13 protein-coding genes are annotated in these 14446 nt (G+C 60.2%); 8 read left to right on the top strand and 5 right to left on the bottom strand.

Translation table 11 applies throughout. From position 1 onward, the window contains the following. Positions 1 to 5: 5 nt before the first annotated feature. The 3 genes from D3P04_RS11340 to D3P04_RS11330 all read right to left on the bottom strand — a co-directional run bounded on the left by D3P04_RS11340 (position 6) and on the right by D3P04_RS11330 (position 3669). Positions 6 to 746: a metallophosphoesterase gene (locus D3P04_RS11340; RefSeq protein ID WP_119749218.1), complete on the bottom strand. Its 741-nt coding sequence runs from the start codon at positions 744 to 746 to the stop codon at positions 6 to 8. Positions 747 to 803: 57 nt separating this feature from the next. Then, positions 804 to 2393: a phosphoglycerate dehydrogenase gene (gene serA, locus D3P04_RS11335; RefSeq protein WP_182912817.1), complete on the bottom strand. Its 1590-nt coding sequence runs from the start codon at positions 2391 to 2393 to the stop codon at positions 804 to 806. Between the two features lie 127 nt (positions 2394 to 2520). Then, positions 2521 to 3669 (bottom strand): phosphoserine transaminase, encoded by a 1149-nt coding sequence (locus tag D3P04_RS11330; protein WP_119748914.1) that lies wholly within the window; start codon positions 3667 to 3669, stop codon positions 2521 to 2523. A gap of 189 nt (positions 3670 to 3858) precedes the next feature. Between D3P04_RS11330 and D3P04_RS11325 the strand changes: the two genes are divergently transcribed. From D3P04_RS11325 to D3P04_RS11295, 7 genes are all read left to right on the top strand, one after another. Beyond that, positions 3859 to 4623 (top strand): sulfite exporter TauE/SafE family protein, encoded by a 765-nt coding sequence (locus D3P04_RS11325; RefSeq protein WP_119748912.1) that lies wholly within the window; start codon positions 3859 to 3861, stop codon positions 4621 to 4623. 4 nt (positions 4624 to 4627) lie between these two features. Beyond that, on the top strand, positions 4628 to 5764 hold the full coding sequence (gene dapE / locus D3P04_RS11320; protein ID WP_119748910.1) for a succinyl-diaminopimelate desuccinylase: 1137 nt from the start codon (positions 4628 to 4630) through the stop codon (positions 5762 to 5764). Continuing rightward, positions 5761 to 6177 carry a GNAT family N-acetyltransferase gene (locus D3P04_RS11315; RefSeq protein WP_119748908.1) on the top strand — a complete coding sequence of 139 codons (417 nt, stop codon included), beginning with the start codon at positions 5761 to 5763 and terminating at the stop codon, positions 6175 to 6177. The genes dapE and D3P04_RS11315 overlap by 4 nt, the downstream gene beginning before the upstream one ends. Positions 6178 to 6621: 444 nt before the next feature. Continuing rightward, positions 6622 to 7401, top strand: a complete 780-nt coding sequence (locus D3P04_RS23690) for a GNAT family N-acetyltransferase (RefSeq protein WP_232844978.1) — start codon at positions 6622 to 6624, stop codon at positions 7399 to 7401. A 247-nt stretch (positions 7402 to 7648) separates the two neighbouring features. Further along, positions 7649 to 9910 carry a ribonuclease R gene (rnr, locus tag D3P04_RS11305; protein WP_119748904.1) on the top strand — a complete coding sequence of 754 codons (2262 nt, stop codon included), beginning with the start codon at positions 7649 to 7651 and terminating at the stop codon, positions 9908 to 9910. Positions 9911 to 10150: 240 nt separating this feature from the next. After that, positions 10151 to 11125 (top strand): siderophore-interacting protein, encoded by a 975-nt coding sequence (locus D3P04_RS11300; protein WP_119748902.1) that lies wholly within the window; start codon positions 10151 to 10153, stop codon positions 11123 to 11125. Between the two features lie 310 nt (positions 11126 to 11435). After that, positions 11436 to 11960, top strand: coding sequence for a gluconokinase (locus tag D3P04_RS11295; RefSeq protein ID WP_119748900.1), 525 nt, complete (start codon positions 11436 to 11438; stop codon positions 11958 to 11960). 33 nt (positions 11961 to 11993) lie between these two features. Here the strand turns inward: D3P04_RS11295 and D3P04_RS11290 are convergent, their stop codons facing one another. After that, positions 11994 to 12863: a 50S ribosomal protein L11 methyltransferase gene (locus D3P04_RS11290; RefSeq protein WP_119748898.1), complete on the bottom strand. Its 870-nt coding sequence runs from the start codon at positions 12861 to 12863 to the stop codon at positions 11994 to 11996. 136 nt (positions 12864 to 12999) lie between these two features. Here D3P04_RS11290 and D3P04_RS11285 point away from each other — a divergent pair, with 136 nt between their 5' ends. After that, positions 13000 to 13905: a DMT family transporter gene (locus tag D3P04_RS11285; protein WP_119748896.1), complete on the top strand. Its 906-nt coding sequence runs from the start codon at positions 13000 to 13002 to the stop codon at positions 13903 to 13905. 11 nt (positions 13906 to 13916) lie between these two features. Here D3P04_RS11285 and soxR read toward each other — a convergent pair whose 3' ends face one another. Next, positions 13917 to 14381: a redox-sensitive transcriptional activator SoxR gene (gene soxR, locus D3P04_RS11280; protein WP_182912816.1), complete on the bottom strand. Its 465-nt coding sequence runs from the start codon at positions 14379 to 14381 to the stop codon at positions 13917 to 13919. Positions 14382 to 14446 lie beyond the last annotated feature (65 nt).

Below are 14446 nucleotides of genomic sequence, written 5' to 3'. Positions count from 1 at the left end.
GCGCGTCATTGTTCTGTGTCAATGGCCTGTGGCAATAGCGGCAGGCGGCCCTCATCCGTCAACAGATTGACACCGCCTTCCTCGATCACGACAGCGCAAAGCGGCCTGCCATAGGCGGCCCCGCCGTCGATATTCAGGCGGTTACCGTAATGCGTGGCAGCCCGGATTGCCGTATGGCCGTGAACGATCAGCGGCCCGTGATCAGCCGTGCTTTCAAGAAAGCCCTTGCGGATCCAGACCAGATCCAGCTCGATCTGATCCTGCAGATCGACCCCCGGTCGAATCCCTGCATGAACTACCAGTGCCCGGGGATGCAGATACCAAAGCGGCAGGGAAGACAGGAATTCGGCATGCGCGGCCGGCACCGCCCGCACCGCCTCGGCGTGCAGCCGGTCACGCGGCAAATCGGTATCGACACCGTATGAGGCAAGCGTCGCATCCGCCCCCAGTCCCGGATGGTCGATCCAGTGCTGGAACGAGCTCAGCCCCGGGTCGATCCAGTTCGGCCTGTGCAGGAAATTGGGCAGGAAGCGATCATGGTTGCCGCGCATGACGATCCAGGGCCGCCCGGCCTTCCGTCCCAGGGACAGATATTCCACGACGCCCCGCGAATCCGGCCCCCGGTCGATCAGATCGCCGACATGCGCAATTACCGCATCCCGCCCGCCATCGCGAAAAATGCGCTCATGCGCATCTTTCAGCAGATCCAGCTGACCATGAATATCACCGATAGCGTATAAGCGCATGTTACCCCGCCGGATGGATTCCGCATGGCGATGCAATGCCACCATGCGGAAAATTGCTCAGATTTCGAATTTCAGCCGACGGGCCTGAAGGAACTTGCCGGTATTCTGCAACGCAGCCAAAGCCTCGTCGCTGATCGCCTCGTCCAGATAAAGGATCGCGATGGCATCCTCGCCCGTGGACGCGCGGCCAAGAGTGAAGTTGGCGATATTCACGCCCAGATCACCCAGCGTCCCGCCAAGCGCACCGATCACGCCCGGCACGTCCCTGTTGCGGGTGTAAAGCATATGCTCGCCCACCTCGGCATCGATATTGATCCCGCGGATCTGGATGAAGCGCGGCTTGCCGTCACTGAATACCGTGCCCGCGATGGAACGCTCGCGCTCGGCGGTCACGACGGTCAGCTTGATATAGCCCTCGAACACCCCGGCCTGATCCTGCCGCGTCGTGGCAACCTGAATGCCGCGGTCCTTGGCGATGACCGGAGCGGAAACCGTGTTCACATCCGGATTGGTCGCCTTCATCACACCGGCAATGACCGAGGCGTTAAGCGCGTTCAGATTCATCTCGGACACGACACCGTCATACAGCACATTGATCGCACGGATCGGCTCATCGGTCATCTGGCCGACAAAGGCGCCCAGATGACCGGCCAGCCTGATCCACGGCCCCATGACAGCCGCTTCTTCGGCGGTGACCGAAGGCATGTTCAACGCGTTCTGAACCGCGCCCGTCAGCAGATAATCCGACATCTGCTCGGCCACCTGCAAAGCGACATTTTCCTGCGCTTCCGTGGTCGAGGCGCCCAGATGCGGCGTCACCACGACATTGGGCAGATTGAACAGCGGGCTTTCCGTGGCGGGCTCCACCGCGAAGACATCGAACGCCGCCCCTGCGACATGCCCGGATTTCAGGGCCTCTGCCAGAGCCTCTTCATCGACCAGACCGCCACGGGCGCAGTTGATGATCCGCACACCCGGCTTCAGCTTGGTGATGGCCTCGCGCGACAGGATGTTGCGGGTCTTGTCCGTCAGCGGCACATGGAAGGTGATGAAATCCGATTTGCCCAGCAATTCGTCCAGTTCGACCTTCGTCACACCAATCTCGGCAGCGCGCTCTTCCGACAGGAAGGGATCATAGGCCAGCACCCGCATATGCAGCCCAAGCGCCCGGTCGATCACGATCGCACCGATATTTCCGGCACCGATCACGCCAAGGGTCTTGTTGAACAGCTCGACCCCCATGAACCGGCTTTTCTCCCATTTCCCGGCATGGGTCGAAACGCTTGCCTCCGGCAATTGCCGGGCCACCGCGAACATCATCGCAACGGCATGCTCGGCGGTGGTGATGCTGTTGCCGAAAGGCGTGTTCATCACGATCACGCCTTTTTTCGAGGCCGCCGGAATATCGACATTATCGACCCCGATCCCGGCGCGCCCCACAACCTTCAGATTATCCGCCCGCGCCAGCAATTTCTCCGTCACCTTGGTGGCCGACCGGATCGCCAGTCCGTCATATTGCCCGATCACCTCGGCCAGCTTTTCCTTGTCCTTGCCCAGATCGGGCAGGTAATCCACCTCGACCCCGCGATCGCGGAAGATCTGAACGGCGGTTTCCGACAATTTGTCGGACACAAGAACCTTCGGCATGTCTGTCATCCTCTCACAACTTATAATGATGCGCAGCGCCTTCACAGCACAGGCTGCATCTTCTTCTTTGTCCAAATACCTTCGGGAGGGGTCCGGGGAGGGCAGACAGCCCTCCCCGGCTCACAGGTCAACCCTGCGCGGACAGTTCCGCGCGATAGGCCCACTCGATCCACGGCATCAGCGCCGCCACGTCACTGGCTTCCACCGTAGAGCCGCACCAGATCCGCAACCCCGGAGGCGCGTCGCGATATGCCCCCGCATCAAGCGCCACGCCCTCTTTCTCCAGCCGCTTGGCAACGGCTTTGGCGAAAGCGGCGCCATCGGCAATGGCGGGATCGGTGAATTTCAGGCAGACGCTCGTGGTCGAAGCCGTCGCCGAATCCTCGGCCAGATCGGCGATCCAGTCCTTGCCGGTAATAAAATCCCTTACGGCTTTCGCATTCGCATCGGCCCGCGCGATCAGGCCCTGCAGGCCACCGATCGACTGCGCCCATTTCAAAGCGACAAGATAATCCTCGACCGCCAGCATCGAGGGCGTATTGATCGTTTCACCCCGGAAGATACCTTCATTCAGCTTTCCACCCTTGGTCAGCCGGAAAATCTTCGGCAGGGGCCGGTCCGGCGTATAGCTTTCCAGCCGCGCGACGGCACGGGGCGACAGGATCAGCATGCCATGCGCCGCCTCGCCGCCCAGCACCTTTTGCCAGCTGAAGGTCACCACATCCAGCTTGTCGAACGGCAAATCCATCGCGAAAGCGGCACTGGTGGCGTCGCAGATCGTCAGCCCGTCACGATCCGCGGGAATGGCCTCGCCATTGGGAACCCGCACGCCGCTGGTGGTGCCGTTCCAGGTGAAAACCACATCCTTGCCGAAATCCACCTGTGTGAAATCGACAATCTTGCCATAATCGGCCTTATGCACGGTGGCGTCCAGCTTCAGCTGCTTGACCGCGTCGGTCACCCAGCCCTCACCGAAGCTTTCCCAGGCCAGCATCTCGACCGGACGCTCACCCAGCATCGACCACATCGCCATCTCGACGGCACCGGTATCCGAGGCGGGCACGATGCCGATGCGGTAATCGGCCGGCACGCCCAATATCTCGCGCGTCAGGTCGATCGCCTCGGCCAGCTTGCCTTTTCCGATAGCAGCGCGATGCGAGCGCCCAAGCGGCGCGTCCGACAGCATATCCAGATTATATTCGGGGATTTTGGCACAGGGGCCAGAGGAAAAACGCGGATTAGCCGGCCGCGTGGCCGGGATCGGATGATCAGTCATATCTTTCAGCCTTCCAGCTAATTGCCCTTCGTTGGGGAAGGGTTGCCCAAGGCCGCACCTACAGAACCACGGCAGAGAGTGCAACTGAAAAACGCCTTCTCTTCCCCCGCGCAACTGGCACGCCACGGTTTTTGCAAATAGTGCAAATCCGGCATTCCCTATTCCCGCCGGCCGGGCTAGCTTGCGCGCATGTTCGGCGTCGAAATCTGGCAATTCTGGGCGGCAATCGTGATCACGGCCTTCGCCGGTCTGGTGAAAGGCGCGATCGGCTTCGCCATGCCGATGATCATGCTGTCCGCATTCGGGTCGATCATGCCTGCGACCACGGCGCTGGCATCCCTGATCCTGCCCGTCCTGCTGACGAATATCTATCAGGCCTTCCGTCAGGGCCCGGGCGAGGCATTGAGATCGATCAGCCGGTTTCGACTGCATATCGCGATGGTCGTCATATTCATGTGCGTCTCCGCGGCCTTCGCGCAACGCATCCCGCAACCTGTCATGTATGTCACGCTGGGGCTTCCCATTGTCGGCTTCGCGATATGGCAATTGTCGGGACGATCCCTGGCGCTGCCGGTGCAGCACGACAAGCCGTTCGAGGCGATCACCGGCATCATCGGCGGTCTTTACGGCGGCATCTCCGGCATCTGGGGGCCGCCGCTGATCGTTTACCTGCTGTCGGCCGGGGTCGGAAAGCGCGAGCAGATCCGGGTGCAGGGCGTGGTATTCCTGATCGGCGCGGTCGTTCTGACCGGGGCGCATCTGACCTCGGGCCTGCTGAATTCCCGGACCCTGCCGCTGTCGCTTGTTCTTTGCCTGCCTGCCTTTGCCGGGATGTTCGCGGGCTTTGCCTTGCAGGACCGGCTTGATGTGGTGCAGTTTCGGCGCTGGACGCTGGTGCTTCTGATCCTGACCGGACTGAACCTTGTGCGTCGTGCCATTGAAATCTGGATGTAACCAAATGACCGATGCCGCCGACCTGACCGCCCGCCTGATCCGCTGCCCCTCCGTCACGCCCGAGGAAGGCGGGGCGCTTGTTCTGCTTGCCGAAATGCTGGGCAAGGCGGGGTTCGATGTGCATCGCGTGGATCGCAACGGCACGCCGAATCTGTTTGCGCGCTGGGGTGCGAAAGGCGTCAGGACATTCGGCTTCAACGGACATACCGATGTGGTGCCGCCGGGCGATTTGGGTTCATGGAGCCATCCGCCCTTCGGCGGACATGTCGAGGACGGGATCATCTGGGGCCGGGGCGCGACCGACATGAAATCCGGCGTCGCGGCATTTACCGCCGCCGCGATCGATTTCGTGACCCTGACCCCGCCGGATGGCGCGGTGATCCTGACCATCACCGGCGACGAAGAGGGCGCGTCGAAGGATGGCACCCCTGCCCTGCTGGACTGGATGACCGAACAGGGCGAGCGGATGGATGTCTGCGTCGTCGGGGAACCAAGCAATCCCGACCAGATGGGCGAGATGATGAAGATCGGCCGGCGCGGCTCGGTCACCTTCCATATCACCGCTACCGGGATTCAGGGTCATGCCGCCTATCCGCACCGTGCGAATAATCCGCTGCATGCCCTGACCCGTTATCTGAACGAATTGATTGCCGCGCCATTGGATCAGGGGACGGATCATTTCGATCCTACGGGATTGCAGATCACCACGATCGATTGCGGCAACCCGGCCTCGAATGTCATTCCTGAAACCGCGACTGCGGTGGTCAATATCCGTTTCAACGATCTGCATAGCGGCGCTTCGCTGATCCACGACCTGACCGCGCGCGCCGACAAGCTAAGCGCCGAGACCGGTGTTGCACTGAAGATCGCTGCGGATATATCCGGCGAAGCCTTTCTGACCGAACCCGGCCCCTTCGTCGATCTGGTCCGCGATGTCGTCACAGCCGAATGCGGTCGGCAACCGGTCCTGTCCACATCGGGCGGCACCTCTGACGCCCGCTATATCAAAGACCATTGCCCGGTGGTCGAGTTCGGATTGGTCGGGCATTTCATGCATCAGGTCGATGAGCGTGTGCCCGAAAACCAGGTCCGGCAGCTCAAGGATATCTATCAACGCATTCTTGAGAGATATTTTGCATGAAAATCGAGGAAACCACTGATATCGACATCTGCCGCACCCTGCGTCGCATGGTGTTCATCAATGAACAGGGCATAGCGGAAGCCGATGAATGGGACGATCTGGATATTCAGGCGGTCCATCTGCTGGCATGGCAGGGGAGCCGGCCTGTCGGCACCGCGCGGATCCTGTTATCCGGCGATATCGGCAAGATCGGTCGGGTCTGTGTGCTGCAGGATGCGCGAGGCACCGGGCTTGGTGTCGGACTCATCCGGGTGGCGGTAGACAAGCTGCGCGATTGCCCCGGCATAACCCAGGCCAAACTGAGTTCGCAGGTGCATGCGATCGGTTTCTATGAAAAGCTGGGTTTTACAGTCATCGGTCAGGAATATGACGATGCCGGAATCCCGCATCGCGACATGATCCTCGAATTGTAACACCAGCCCGCGACGATATCGCAGAAACCCCCGGCATGTAATGGCAGGGAAACTGGCCGGCCGGGATTGGTCGGGCGTGGCTGTGAAGAATGTTAAGTGCGTGTAAAATATCAGGTAAGAGTAAATGGTAAATTTAGATATCACCTACGAGAGCAATGTAGAATTTGGGCAGGTCATTCAGAAATGCGACTGTGCAGACGCTGTCATCATGGTCGAACCCAGCTACGGACGCGATGCGGCACCGGCCCCCTTTGCTGCAACGCTACGCCGGATGGGGCGTGACAGCGCGTTGGAAGACAGCGGTGGAGAAGTGGAAATCTGGCATGGTACGAGAGCGAGACCATGGCGAAACTGACCAATGACCGTCCCGCCTGGCCACAATACATCAAGGCCAGTGTCGCCCGCTTTTAGGTTCCTGAAATCCTGATCTTGTCGATTGCATGGATGGAAACCACCCACGGATGGTATGATGCAATATTTCAGCCATTTGGAGGTAACAAAACCATCCGTCCGATGAATATCAACGTACCCTACCGGTCAAAACTGTTCTCCGAGGATGACATGAACGACCCGACCAAGAATTTCGATGCAGGTGCATTAAGCAGGCTTTGGCCTCTGACGCGATCATCGAGGTGCACCATATACCCTTGGCAAGACAGATTTCATTACCGCTCTCCTGGAGTCTTAAGGTCAGCTTCGTCTGCAGATCGACGTGAAGAACCCATTGCTGCCTGTCACGAGATCGCGCATTGTCCGGAGATGGGAAAAGGCGATCTGACAATAAAGTGCGCGACAGAGAGCGATGTTCCTCGCTTGCTCACACTTTATGAGCATCTCGTCCCGGAGGACGCTCGGCCAGATGATGCGTCTGCGATCGAAGCCTTTGTGCAGTTCCACAAATATCCGGGAAGCGCGATTTTTCTTGGCGAAGTATCAGGCGCACTTGTTGTCTCGTGCGCCCTTGTCGTCGTTCCGAACCTCACCCGTAGAACAAGGCCGTATGGGCTGATTGAAAACGTGGTGACTCATCGTGATCATCGACAAAGAGGCTACGGACTACAGGTCCTTGACGCCGCCACGAATGCAGCTTGGTCTTTCGACTGCTACAAGGTCATGCTGCTTACAGGTTCGAAAGACAAAGGCACGCTGAACTTTTACGCCCGCGCGGGCTTCGAGCAGTCCAAAACTGGCTTTGAGAAGCGCCGCATTCCAGTTCGATCCTAACGCTGACAAGCGTCCGCTTCGTCCCGCTTACCGACTTACTGCTCGTTATCGATTCCACTGTTAAGGGCGGTCGATCTCGTAGTGATTGCCTCCCAAAAGTTGATCAATCACAATTCAGTCCGCCCCGGGCCGTCGCGGTGGTGACATCGATATGCTCAAGTCAGGTATGGAAGATTGCCGTTAGATCATGAATATTCAGCGTCAACAACCGGTCGCGTTTATCCGCACCCCCTGCTAGGCTTGTCCCATGACCCAGATTCCCAGCAAGCAACAGATCATGGATTGGGTTGCCGATCATCCCGACGCCAATTCCAAGCGCGATATCGCCAAGGCGTTCGGTATCAAGGGTGCGGACCGGATCGAACTCAAGCGGCTGCTCAAGGAGCTCGAAGCCGACGGGCAGCTTGAACGCCGCCGCCGCCATTATCTCGACCCCGAGAAACTGCCATCGGTGACGGTACTGGAATTGCTGGCCCCGGACGGCACGGGCGATCTGTTCGCGCGGCCGCTGCAATGGCGTGGCGATGGGCCGATGCCGCGTGTTCTTTATACGCCCCGCAAATCAGACCCGGCGCTGGGACAGGGCGACCGCATCCTTGCCCGTATGGTCGAGGCGCATGGCGAGGATTATCAATACGAGGCGCGGTTCATGCGCCGCATTCTCGCTCAACCCAACCGGATACTCGGTATATTCCGCAAGGAAACCGAAGGCGGCCGTATCGTGCCCATCGACAAGGGCGCGGACAGCGAATGGCGGGTGCGGGCGGATGATGCGCAGGGCGCGCAATCCGGTGAATTGGTGCAGGCCGAGCAAGCCGGACCCAAGGGGCGGATGGGCCTGCCGCTGGCCCGTGTGGTCGAACGGCTGGGCGATCCATCCGCGCCGCGCTCGGTCAGTCTGATCGCCATTCATCAGCATGGCATCCCCGACGAATTTCCGGGCAAGGTCACGGACGAGGCCGAAGCACAGAAACCGGCAAGCATGAAAGGCCGCGACGATCTGCGCGACCTGCATCTTGTCACAATCGATCCGGCGGATGCCCGCGATCATGACGACGCCGTTGCCGCAGAGATCGAACAGGATGGCGGTGCGGTGATATGGGTCGCCATCGCCGATGTCGCGCATTATGTTCGCCCAGGCTCTTCCCTTGACCGCGAGGCCTGGAAACGCGGCAATTCGACCTATTTCCCCGATCGCGTGGTTCCAATGCTGCCCGAGGCGCTGTCCGCCGATCTCTGCTCGCTGCACGAAGGCGAAGATCGCGCCGTGATCGCGGTCAGGATGCGGCTGGACGCAGAGGGAAACAAGGTCAGCCATAATTTCCATCGCGGCATGATGAACAGCCGCGCCAGCCTGTCCTATGAACAGGCGCAGGCCGCCGCAGATGGCAATCCCGATGACCAAACCGCGCCGCTGATCGATACTGTCATCAAGCCTCTCTGGCACGCTTACGGATTGCTGCGCGCTGCCCGAAAACGCCGCCAGCCCCTTGATCTGGACCTGCCCGAGCGCCGGATCGAACTGACCGCCGACGGGCGGGTGAAATCGGTGAATTTCCGCGAGCGTTTCGACGCGCACCGGCTGATCGAGGAATTCATGGTGCTGGCCAATGTCGCCGCCGCCGAGGAATTGTCGCGCCGTCAACGCCCGCTTCTGTTCCGCGTGCATGAAGAACCCTCGCTTGACAAGATCGATGCGCTGCGCGAGGTCGCGCAGGCGTCGGGCTTCACGCTGGCCAAGGGACAGGTGCTGCAAACCGGCCATCTGAACAAGCTGCTGGCGCAGGCCGAGGGCACGGATTTCGACGAGTTGATCAATATCACCACTCTTCGATCCATGACGCAGGCCTATTATCACCCCGAGAATTTCGGTCATTTCGGACTGGCCCTGAAAAGCTATGCGCATTTCACCTCGCCCATTCGCCGTTATTCGGACCTGATCGTGCATCGGGCCTTGATCACCGCGCATGGCTGGGGCGGCGGCCGTGACGGAAAATCCGATGGGCTGTCCCCCGAGGATATCGAGCAGCTTTCGGAAACCGCCACCCATATCAGCGAAACCGAGCGCCGCAGCATGGCGGCCGAGCGTGACACGACGGACCGCTATCTCGCCGCCTATCTGGCTGATCGTGTGGGGACCGAAATGACCGGGCGCATCAGCGGCATCCAGCGTTTCGGCGCCTTCATCAAGCTGGACGAGACCGGGGCGGATGGGCTGCTGCCACTGCGCGAGGTCGGGCATGAATATTTCCATTTCGATCCAGATACGCAGACCCTTCTCGGAGCGGATACCGGCACCGAGATCAGCGTGGGCCAGCGTGTCACCGTCCGATTGACGGAAGCGGTGCCGGTTACTGGCGGGTTGACGCTGGAACTGCTTGAACTGGAAGGCAAGGCGCTGCCGCGCGGTACCGCGAAGGGTAAGCGCGGGCGCAATCCCCGGCGCATGACCACGCAATCCCGGCTGGCCGAGGTCAAACGGGCAAGAAAACGTCGCCGCAAAGGATAGCAGCCCGAAGATCAGCGATGCTTGCGCCAATGGCACAATATTCGATGACAGGGCATGGATGAGCCGCGCGGTTGCCCCACCGCCCACACCGAAAGACGCGGGCATGGCGTATATCATCAGGACCGTTTCGCCACGCCATCAAGCGCGTCGCAACATCTTCGCCATCGCCATTGCCGATAGAAATACTCTGTTATAAGCTGCGTGTCTGAATCAGACCCGAAACAGGGAAAGACAAGCGGCGTGTCCCAATTACAAACCTTCCGCAGCACCGGTATCATCCCTCATCTTTCCGGTGCGGCGGTCGCTGCACTCAAGGCCCGGGCCTCCGCATGGGAAGTGCCGTTGATCGAGTCTCCGGATCAACTGAGCATGTTTGTCTGGGACTGCGAGCTTCGATTGAAGATCGAACCAGACTGCCTGCGCATCGACCTGAGCGGGCCTGAGGCACGATTGATTGGCATCCTGCGGGACAGCGCAACCGAACTTTTCGAGGAAGCCGGCCTGACCGCCGAATGGGATCAGCTTGATATCGGCGCACTTGCGCCGGGCCTGTCGCTGCTGCGGGTGGAAAGCGTCGCATCGCGCACGCCCGGCTTTATCCGGGTCAGGGTAACGGGACCGGAAGCAGGAAGATTCGCCGAACGTGGCCTGCATTTCCGTCTGCTGCTGCCGCCTTCCGGCCGCGATCCGGTCTGGCCCCGCATCTCGGCATCCGGGCGCACCGACTGGCCCAAGGGCGAGGACGCTTTGCACCGCCCGGTTTACACGGTCGTCGCGCAAGCCGATGACTGGCTGGATTTCGACATCTTCCGCCACGCGAACAGCCCGACCTGCGATTGGGCGCTTTCCGAACCTGTCGGGCAACCGGTCGGGATACTTGGCCCCGGCGGCGGCTGGTGCCCCAACGCAAGGCGGCTTTGGCTGTTCGGCGATGAAACCGCCCTGCCCGCAATCGCGCGTATGCTGGATCTGGCCGAAGGAGAAGTCTTCGCTTCCATCTCGGCCTCGGTCATGGATCTGGCAGAGATGGAAGCGGATCACCGCGTCACGCAGGTAGGCGATCTGTTATCCGCCCTGCGCGAACACGAACGGTTCGGCGAAGATGATTTTGTCTGGTTCGCCGGCCCTGCCGATCAGGCAAGAGAAGCACGCAAGCATCTGACATCGCTTGGACTTCCGAAGAAAAGCTTTACCGCCGCCGCCTATTGGGGATGAGACAGGCTGCGTCCTCTCGGTAGCGGCGATCCAGCCCATGACGACCGGTCACAACATGGGCTATTCCTCCATTCACAAAGAGCAGCCGGCCACTGACATGGTTCGAAAGCTCCACCATCGGCAGCAGGAAGCGGATTTCTGTTCACCGAGCGCTGCAGCGCGCATTTTTCCCGCAACCTGTTACGCGATGCGGTCATGCAGATACTGGTGCCAGGCTTGCCGGTTACCGTTCCAGGAATTACAGGTCGCTGACATGTTGCCTGCTGTCTTCTCCGCGCGGCGGGCATGATCTTTTCACAATGGGACGCGAATGCAGAACGTTACCAATCCCAGCAACCTGTGTGTTCTGGTCATGGGCCCGAGTGGAGTGGGAAAATCCACCTTCGCGCAGGCGCTTGCCAATGCATTGAACGCGAATTTCATCGAGGGTGACGATTACCACCCCCCCGAAAACCGCGCAGCCATGAGTGCGGGCCAACCGCTGACGGACGAAATGCGAATGCCCTGGCTGAACACGCTTGCCAATGCCGTCAAGACGTCAGGCATAGGGCGGGATACGGTCTTCACCTGTTCAGCCCTCAAGCTGCGCTATCGCGACCTGCTACGGATTGGTATCGGTGACTTGCAGCTTCTGTGCCTGTCCGCTCCGCGTGATCTGATCCGGGCAAGGATGAATGCTCGGCAGCATTTCATGCCGGCTGAGCTGCTGGATTCTCAGATCGAAGCGCTTGAGATCCCGACATCCGAGGAAAACCCGATCATGCTGGACATGTCACAGGATCTGGATGCGAATATCAGGATTGCGATCTCGGAATTGACGCGGCGGCAGGATTAGGCCCGAAAAACAACGGCATTCACCGCTTTGCGTTCAGCTGCGGGTCATTGTCAGGGTGACCCATTCCCCCAGATCGTCGCGCCGGTCAAGCGTGAAGCCGGCATTCCGGTAAGCATCGATCACATCGGGGCCCTGATCCGTCAGGATCCCGGACAGGATGATCTTGCCGCCCGGTTTGACAGAACGCGCCATATCGGGAGACAGATCGATCAAGGGCTGCTTGAGGATATTCGCCAGCACCAGATCGAAAGGCGCCGCCTCTTCCAGCGTGGGGTGATCGAAGCCCACCGCCTCGATACAGATCACCCGCCCGTCCAGCCCGTTTGCGATGACATTTGCGCTTGCCGTATCGACCGCGATCCGATCGATATCGCTGGCCAGCACCGTCACCGGCCAGATGCGCGCCGCGCCCATGGCCAGAACAGCAGTGCCACAACCGATATCGGCGATGCGGCTGGGCTGATACCCGTCATCAGCCAGCCGGTCGAGCGCTTCGAGGCAGCCTTTGGTCGTACCGTGATGCCCGGTGCCAAAGGCCATCGCGGCCTCGATGCACAGCGCCTCGACACCTTCGGGAATGCGATCGGAATCGTGGCTGCCGTGAACAAAGAACCGTCCGGCCTCGACCGGCGACAATTCGCGCCGGACATGCGCGACCCAGTCAACCTCGGGCAGTTCCGAGATGACGAATGGTTGCGCCTGATAGGCTGCAGCCAGCAATGCCAGAGCAATCTCGTCCGGGCGTTCAAGGAAATAGACCCCGACTTCCCATCGGTCCGATCCGTCTTCGATCTCGAACACACCCGAGCCAACCGGTTCCGGGGACAGATCCTCGCAGGCTTCGGCCAGCGCTTCGGCAGGCATACGTCCAGCGATATGGGTCAGAGCGGTGAATGTCGGCATGGTTGCAGGTTCCTGATCAGATTTTGCTGCCATAAACCGTTGGATCGCAGGACGCAATCGCCGCGACATTGCAGAACGCGCAACAATAGGTTAGCCGGAAGCATCGACGACGATCCCAGCCTGCGGGAGAGGGACCATGACAAGCGCAACAGAGATCCCTGCCCGCCCATCCTCCGAGGCGCGGCCAGTCATTGCTGCGGCATGGATGATGGGAGCGGTGGCCTCTTTCACCTTTATGGCTGTGGCCGGGCGGGCCGTTTCTGTGGAACTCGACACATTCGAGGTTCTGGGATGGCGTTCGCTCATGGGCGTGATCGTCATGGCTTTGGTGATCACCTTCAGTGGCTTGTGGAAGACGGTAAACCTGCATCGCTTCGATCTGCACCTGTCCCGCAATATCTTCCATTTCGCCGCGCAGAACCTGTGGTTCTACGCGATCTTCACGATCCCGCTTGCGCAGGTTTTCGCACTGGAATTCACCGCACCTCTCTGGGCACTGATCCTGTCGCGGGCCTTCCTCGGAGAACGGCTCAGCACCCAGCGGATCGTTGCCGCACTCTTGGGTTTCATCGGTATTCTTCTGGTCACACGGCCCGGTTCCGTGCCGATCACGCCGGGGCTGATCTCGGCGGCGGCCTGTGCCATCGGCTTCGCGATGACCTATGTCTTCACCAAGAAACTGACCATGGTGGCGCATACGGCTTCCATCCTGTTCTGGATGACTGTCCTGCAAGCCGTGTTCGGCTTTATATGCGCCGGAATCGATGGCGATATCGCGCTGCCTTCGCTTGCAGCGGCTCCATGGGTGGCCGTGATCGGCGTGACCGGCCTGACCGCGCATTTCTGCATTACCTGCGCGTTACGGGTCGCCCCCGCAACGCTGGTCATGCCTTTCGACTTCCTGCGCCTGCCGGTGATAGCTTTAGTCGGGCTGCTGCTGTTCGATGAACCCGTCAGCCTGTTCCTGATCGCCGGAGCGGCCCTGATCCTGGGCGGCAACTACGTGAACATCAGAAGCGCGGCCGCCGGTCGGCCGTCATAATAACCGCCTTCTCAGACGCCAAGACCGGGGGCACCGGGCCCCTGTCTGGCGGCGCGGTCTTCAGGGTTGAACATTTCGCAAAGCTCATGCGACAGGCAACCGCAGCGGATACAGCCGCCCAGCCGGTCGCGGACCCGTTCAAGCATCCTGATCCGACGCTCCAGATCATCGTGCCACGCTTCGGATATCCGTACCCATTCCTCACGGCCCAGCGGTCTGCCTGAAAGCGCGGGCTTCAGAGCGGAGCGGATCTCGGCCAGCGGAATCCCCGCCTGCTGACCGGCCTTGATGATCGCCAGAATGCGCAAACTGGCGCGTGAATAGCGCCGGTGATTGGCGGCATTGCGGGTCGAGCGAATCAGCCCTTCGCGTTCGTAGAAATGAATGGCAGAGATCGAAATTCCGCTGCGCTTCGACATCGCACCAACCGACATGATCGGAGCCGAGGGATCAATTTTATTGATTTTACAAGACATTTTTATCTTGTCCTAAACTATAGTTAAGGTCTTAGGGTGGCAAACCATGATTTGAATTGCAAGGA

The organism is Paracoccus onubensis (assembly GCF_003591515.1).
GTDB lineage: Bacteria > Pseudomonadota > Alphaproteobacteria > Rhodobacterales > Rhodobacteraceae > Paracoccus > Paracoccus onubensis.
This window is presented reverse-complemented; position numbering and strand designations above follow the sequence as displayed.

What these genes read in the sequence shown, in the direction of transcription:
- D3P04_RS11340 (WP_119749218.1), bottom strand. Translation starts at nt 746, where the DNA reads ATGCGCTTATACGCTATCGGTGATATTCATGGTCAGCTGGATCTGCTG.
- serA (WP_182912817.1), bottom strand. Translation starts at nt 2,393, where the DNA reads ATGCCGAAGGTTCTTGTGTCCGACAAATTGTCGGAAACCGCCGTTCAG.
- D3P04_RS11330 (WP_119748914.1), bottom strand. Translation starts at nt 3,669, where the DNA reads ATGACTGATCATCCGATCCCGGCCACGCGGCCGGCTAATCCGCGTTTT.
- D3P04_RS11325 (WP_119748912.1), top strand. Translation starts at nt 3,859, where the DNA reads ATGTTCGGCGTCGAAATCTGGCAATTCTGGGCGGCAATCGTGATCACG.
- dapE (WP_119748910.1), top strand. Translation starts at nt 4,628, where the DNA reads ATGACCGATGCCGCCGACCTGACCGCCCGCCTGATCCGCTGCCCCTCC.
- D3P04_RS11315 (WP_119748908.1), top strand. Translation starts at nt 5,761, where the DNA reads ATGAAAATCGAGGAAACCACTGATATCGACATCTGCCGCACCCTGCGT.
- D3P04_RS23690 (WP_232844978.1), top strand. Translation starts at nt 6,622, where the DNA reads ATGGAAACCACCCACGGATGGTATGATGCAATATTTCAGCCATTTGGA.
- rnr (WP_119748904.1), top strand. Translation starts at nt 7,649, where the DNA reads ATGACCCAGATTCCCAGCAAGCAACAGATCATGGATTGGGTTGCCGAT.
- D3P04_RS11295 (WP_119748900.1), top strand. Translation starts at nt 11,436, where the DNA reads ATGCAGAACGTTACCAATCCCAGCAACCTGTGTGTTCTGGTCATGGGC.
- D3P04_RS11290 (WP_119748898.1), bottom strand. Translation starts at nt 12,863, where the DNA reads ATGCCGACATTCACCGCTCTGACCCATATCGCTGGACGTATGCCTGCC.
- D3P04_RS11285 (WP_119748896.1), top strand. Translation starts at nt 13,000, where the DNA reads ATGACAAGCGCAACAGAGATCCCTGCCCGCCCATCCTCCGAGGCGCGG.
- soxR (WP_182912816.1), bottom strand. Translation starts at nt 14,381, where the DNA reads ATGTCTTGTAAAATCAATAAAATTGATCCCTCGGCTCCGATCATGTCG.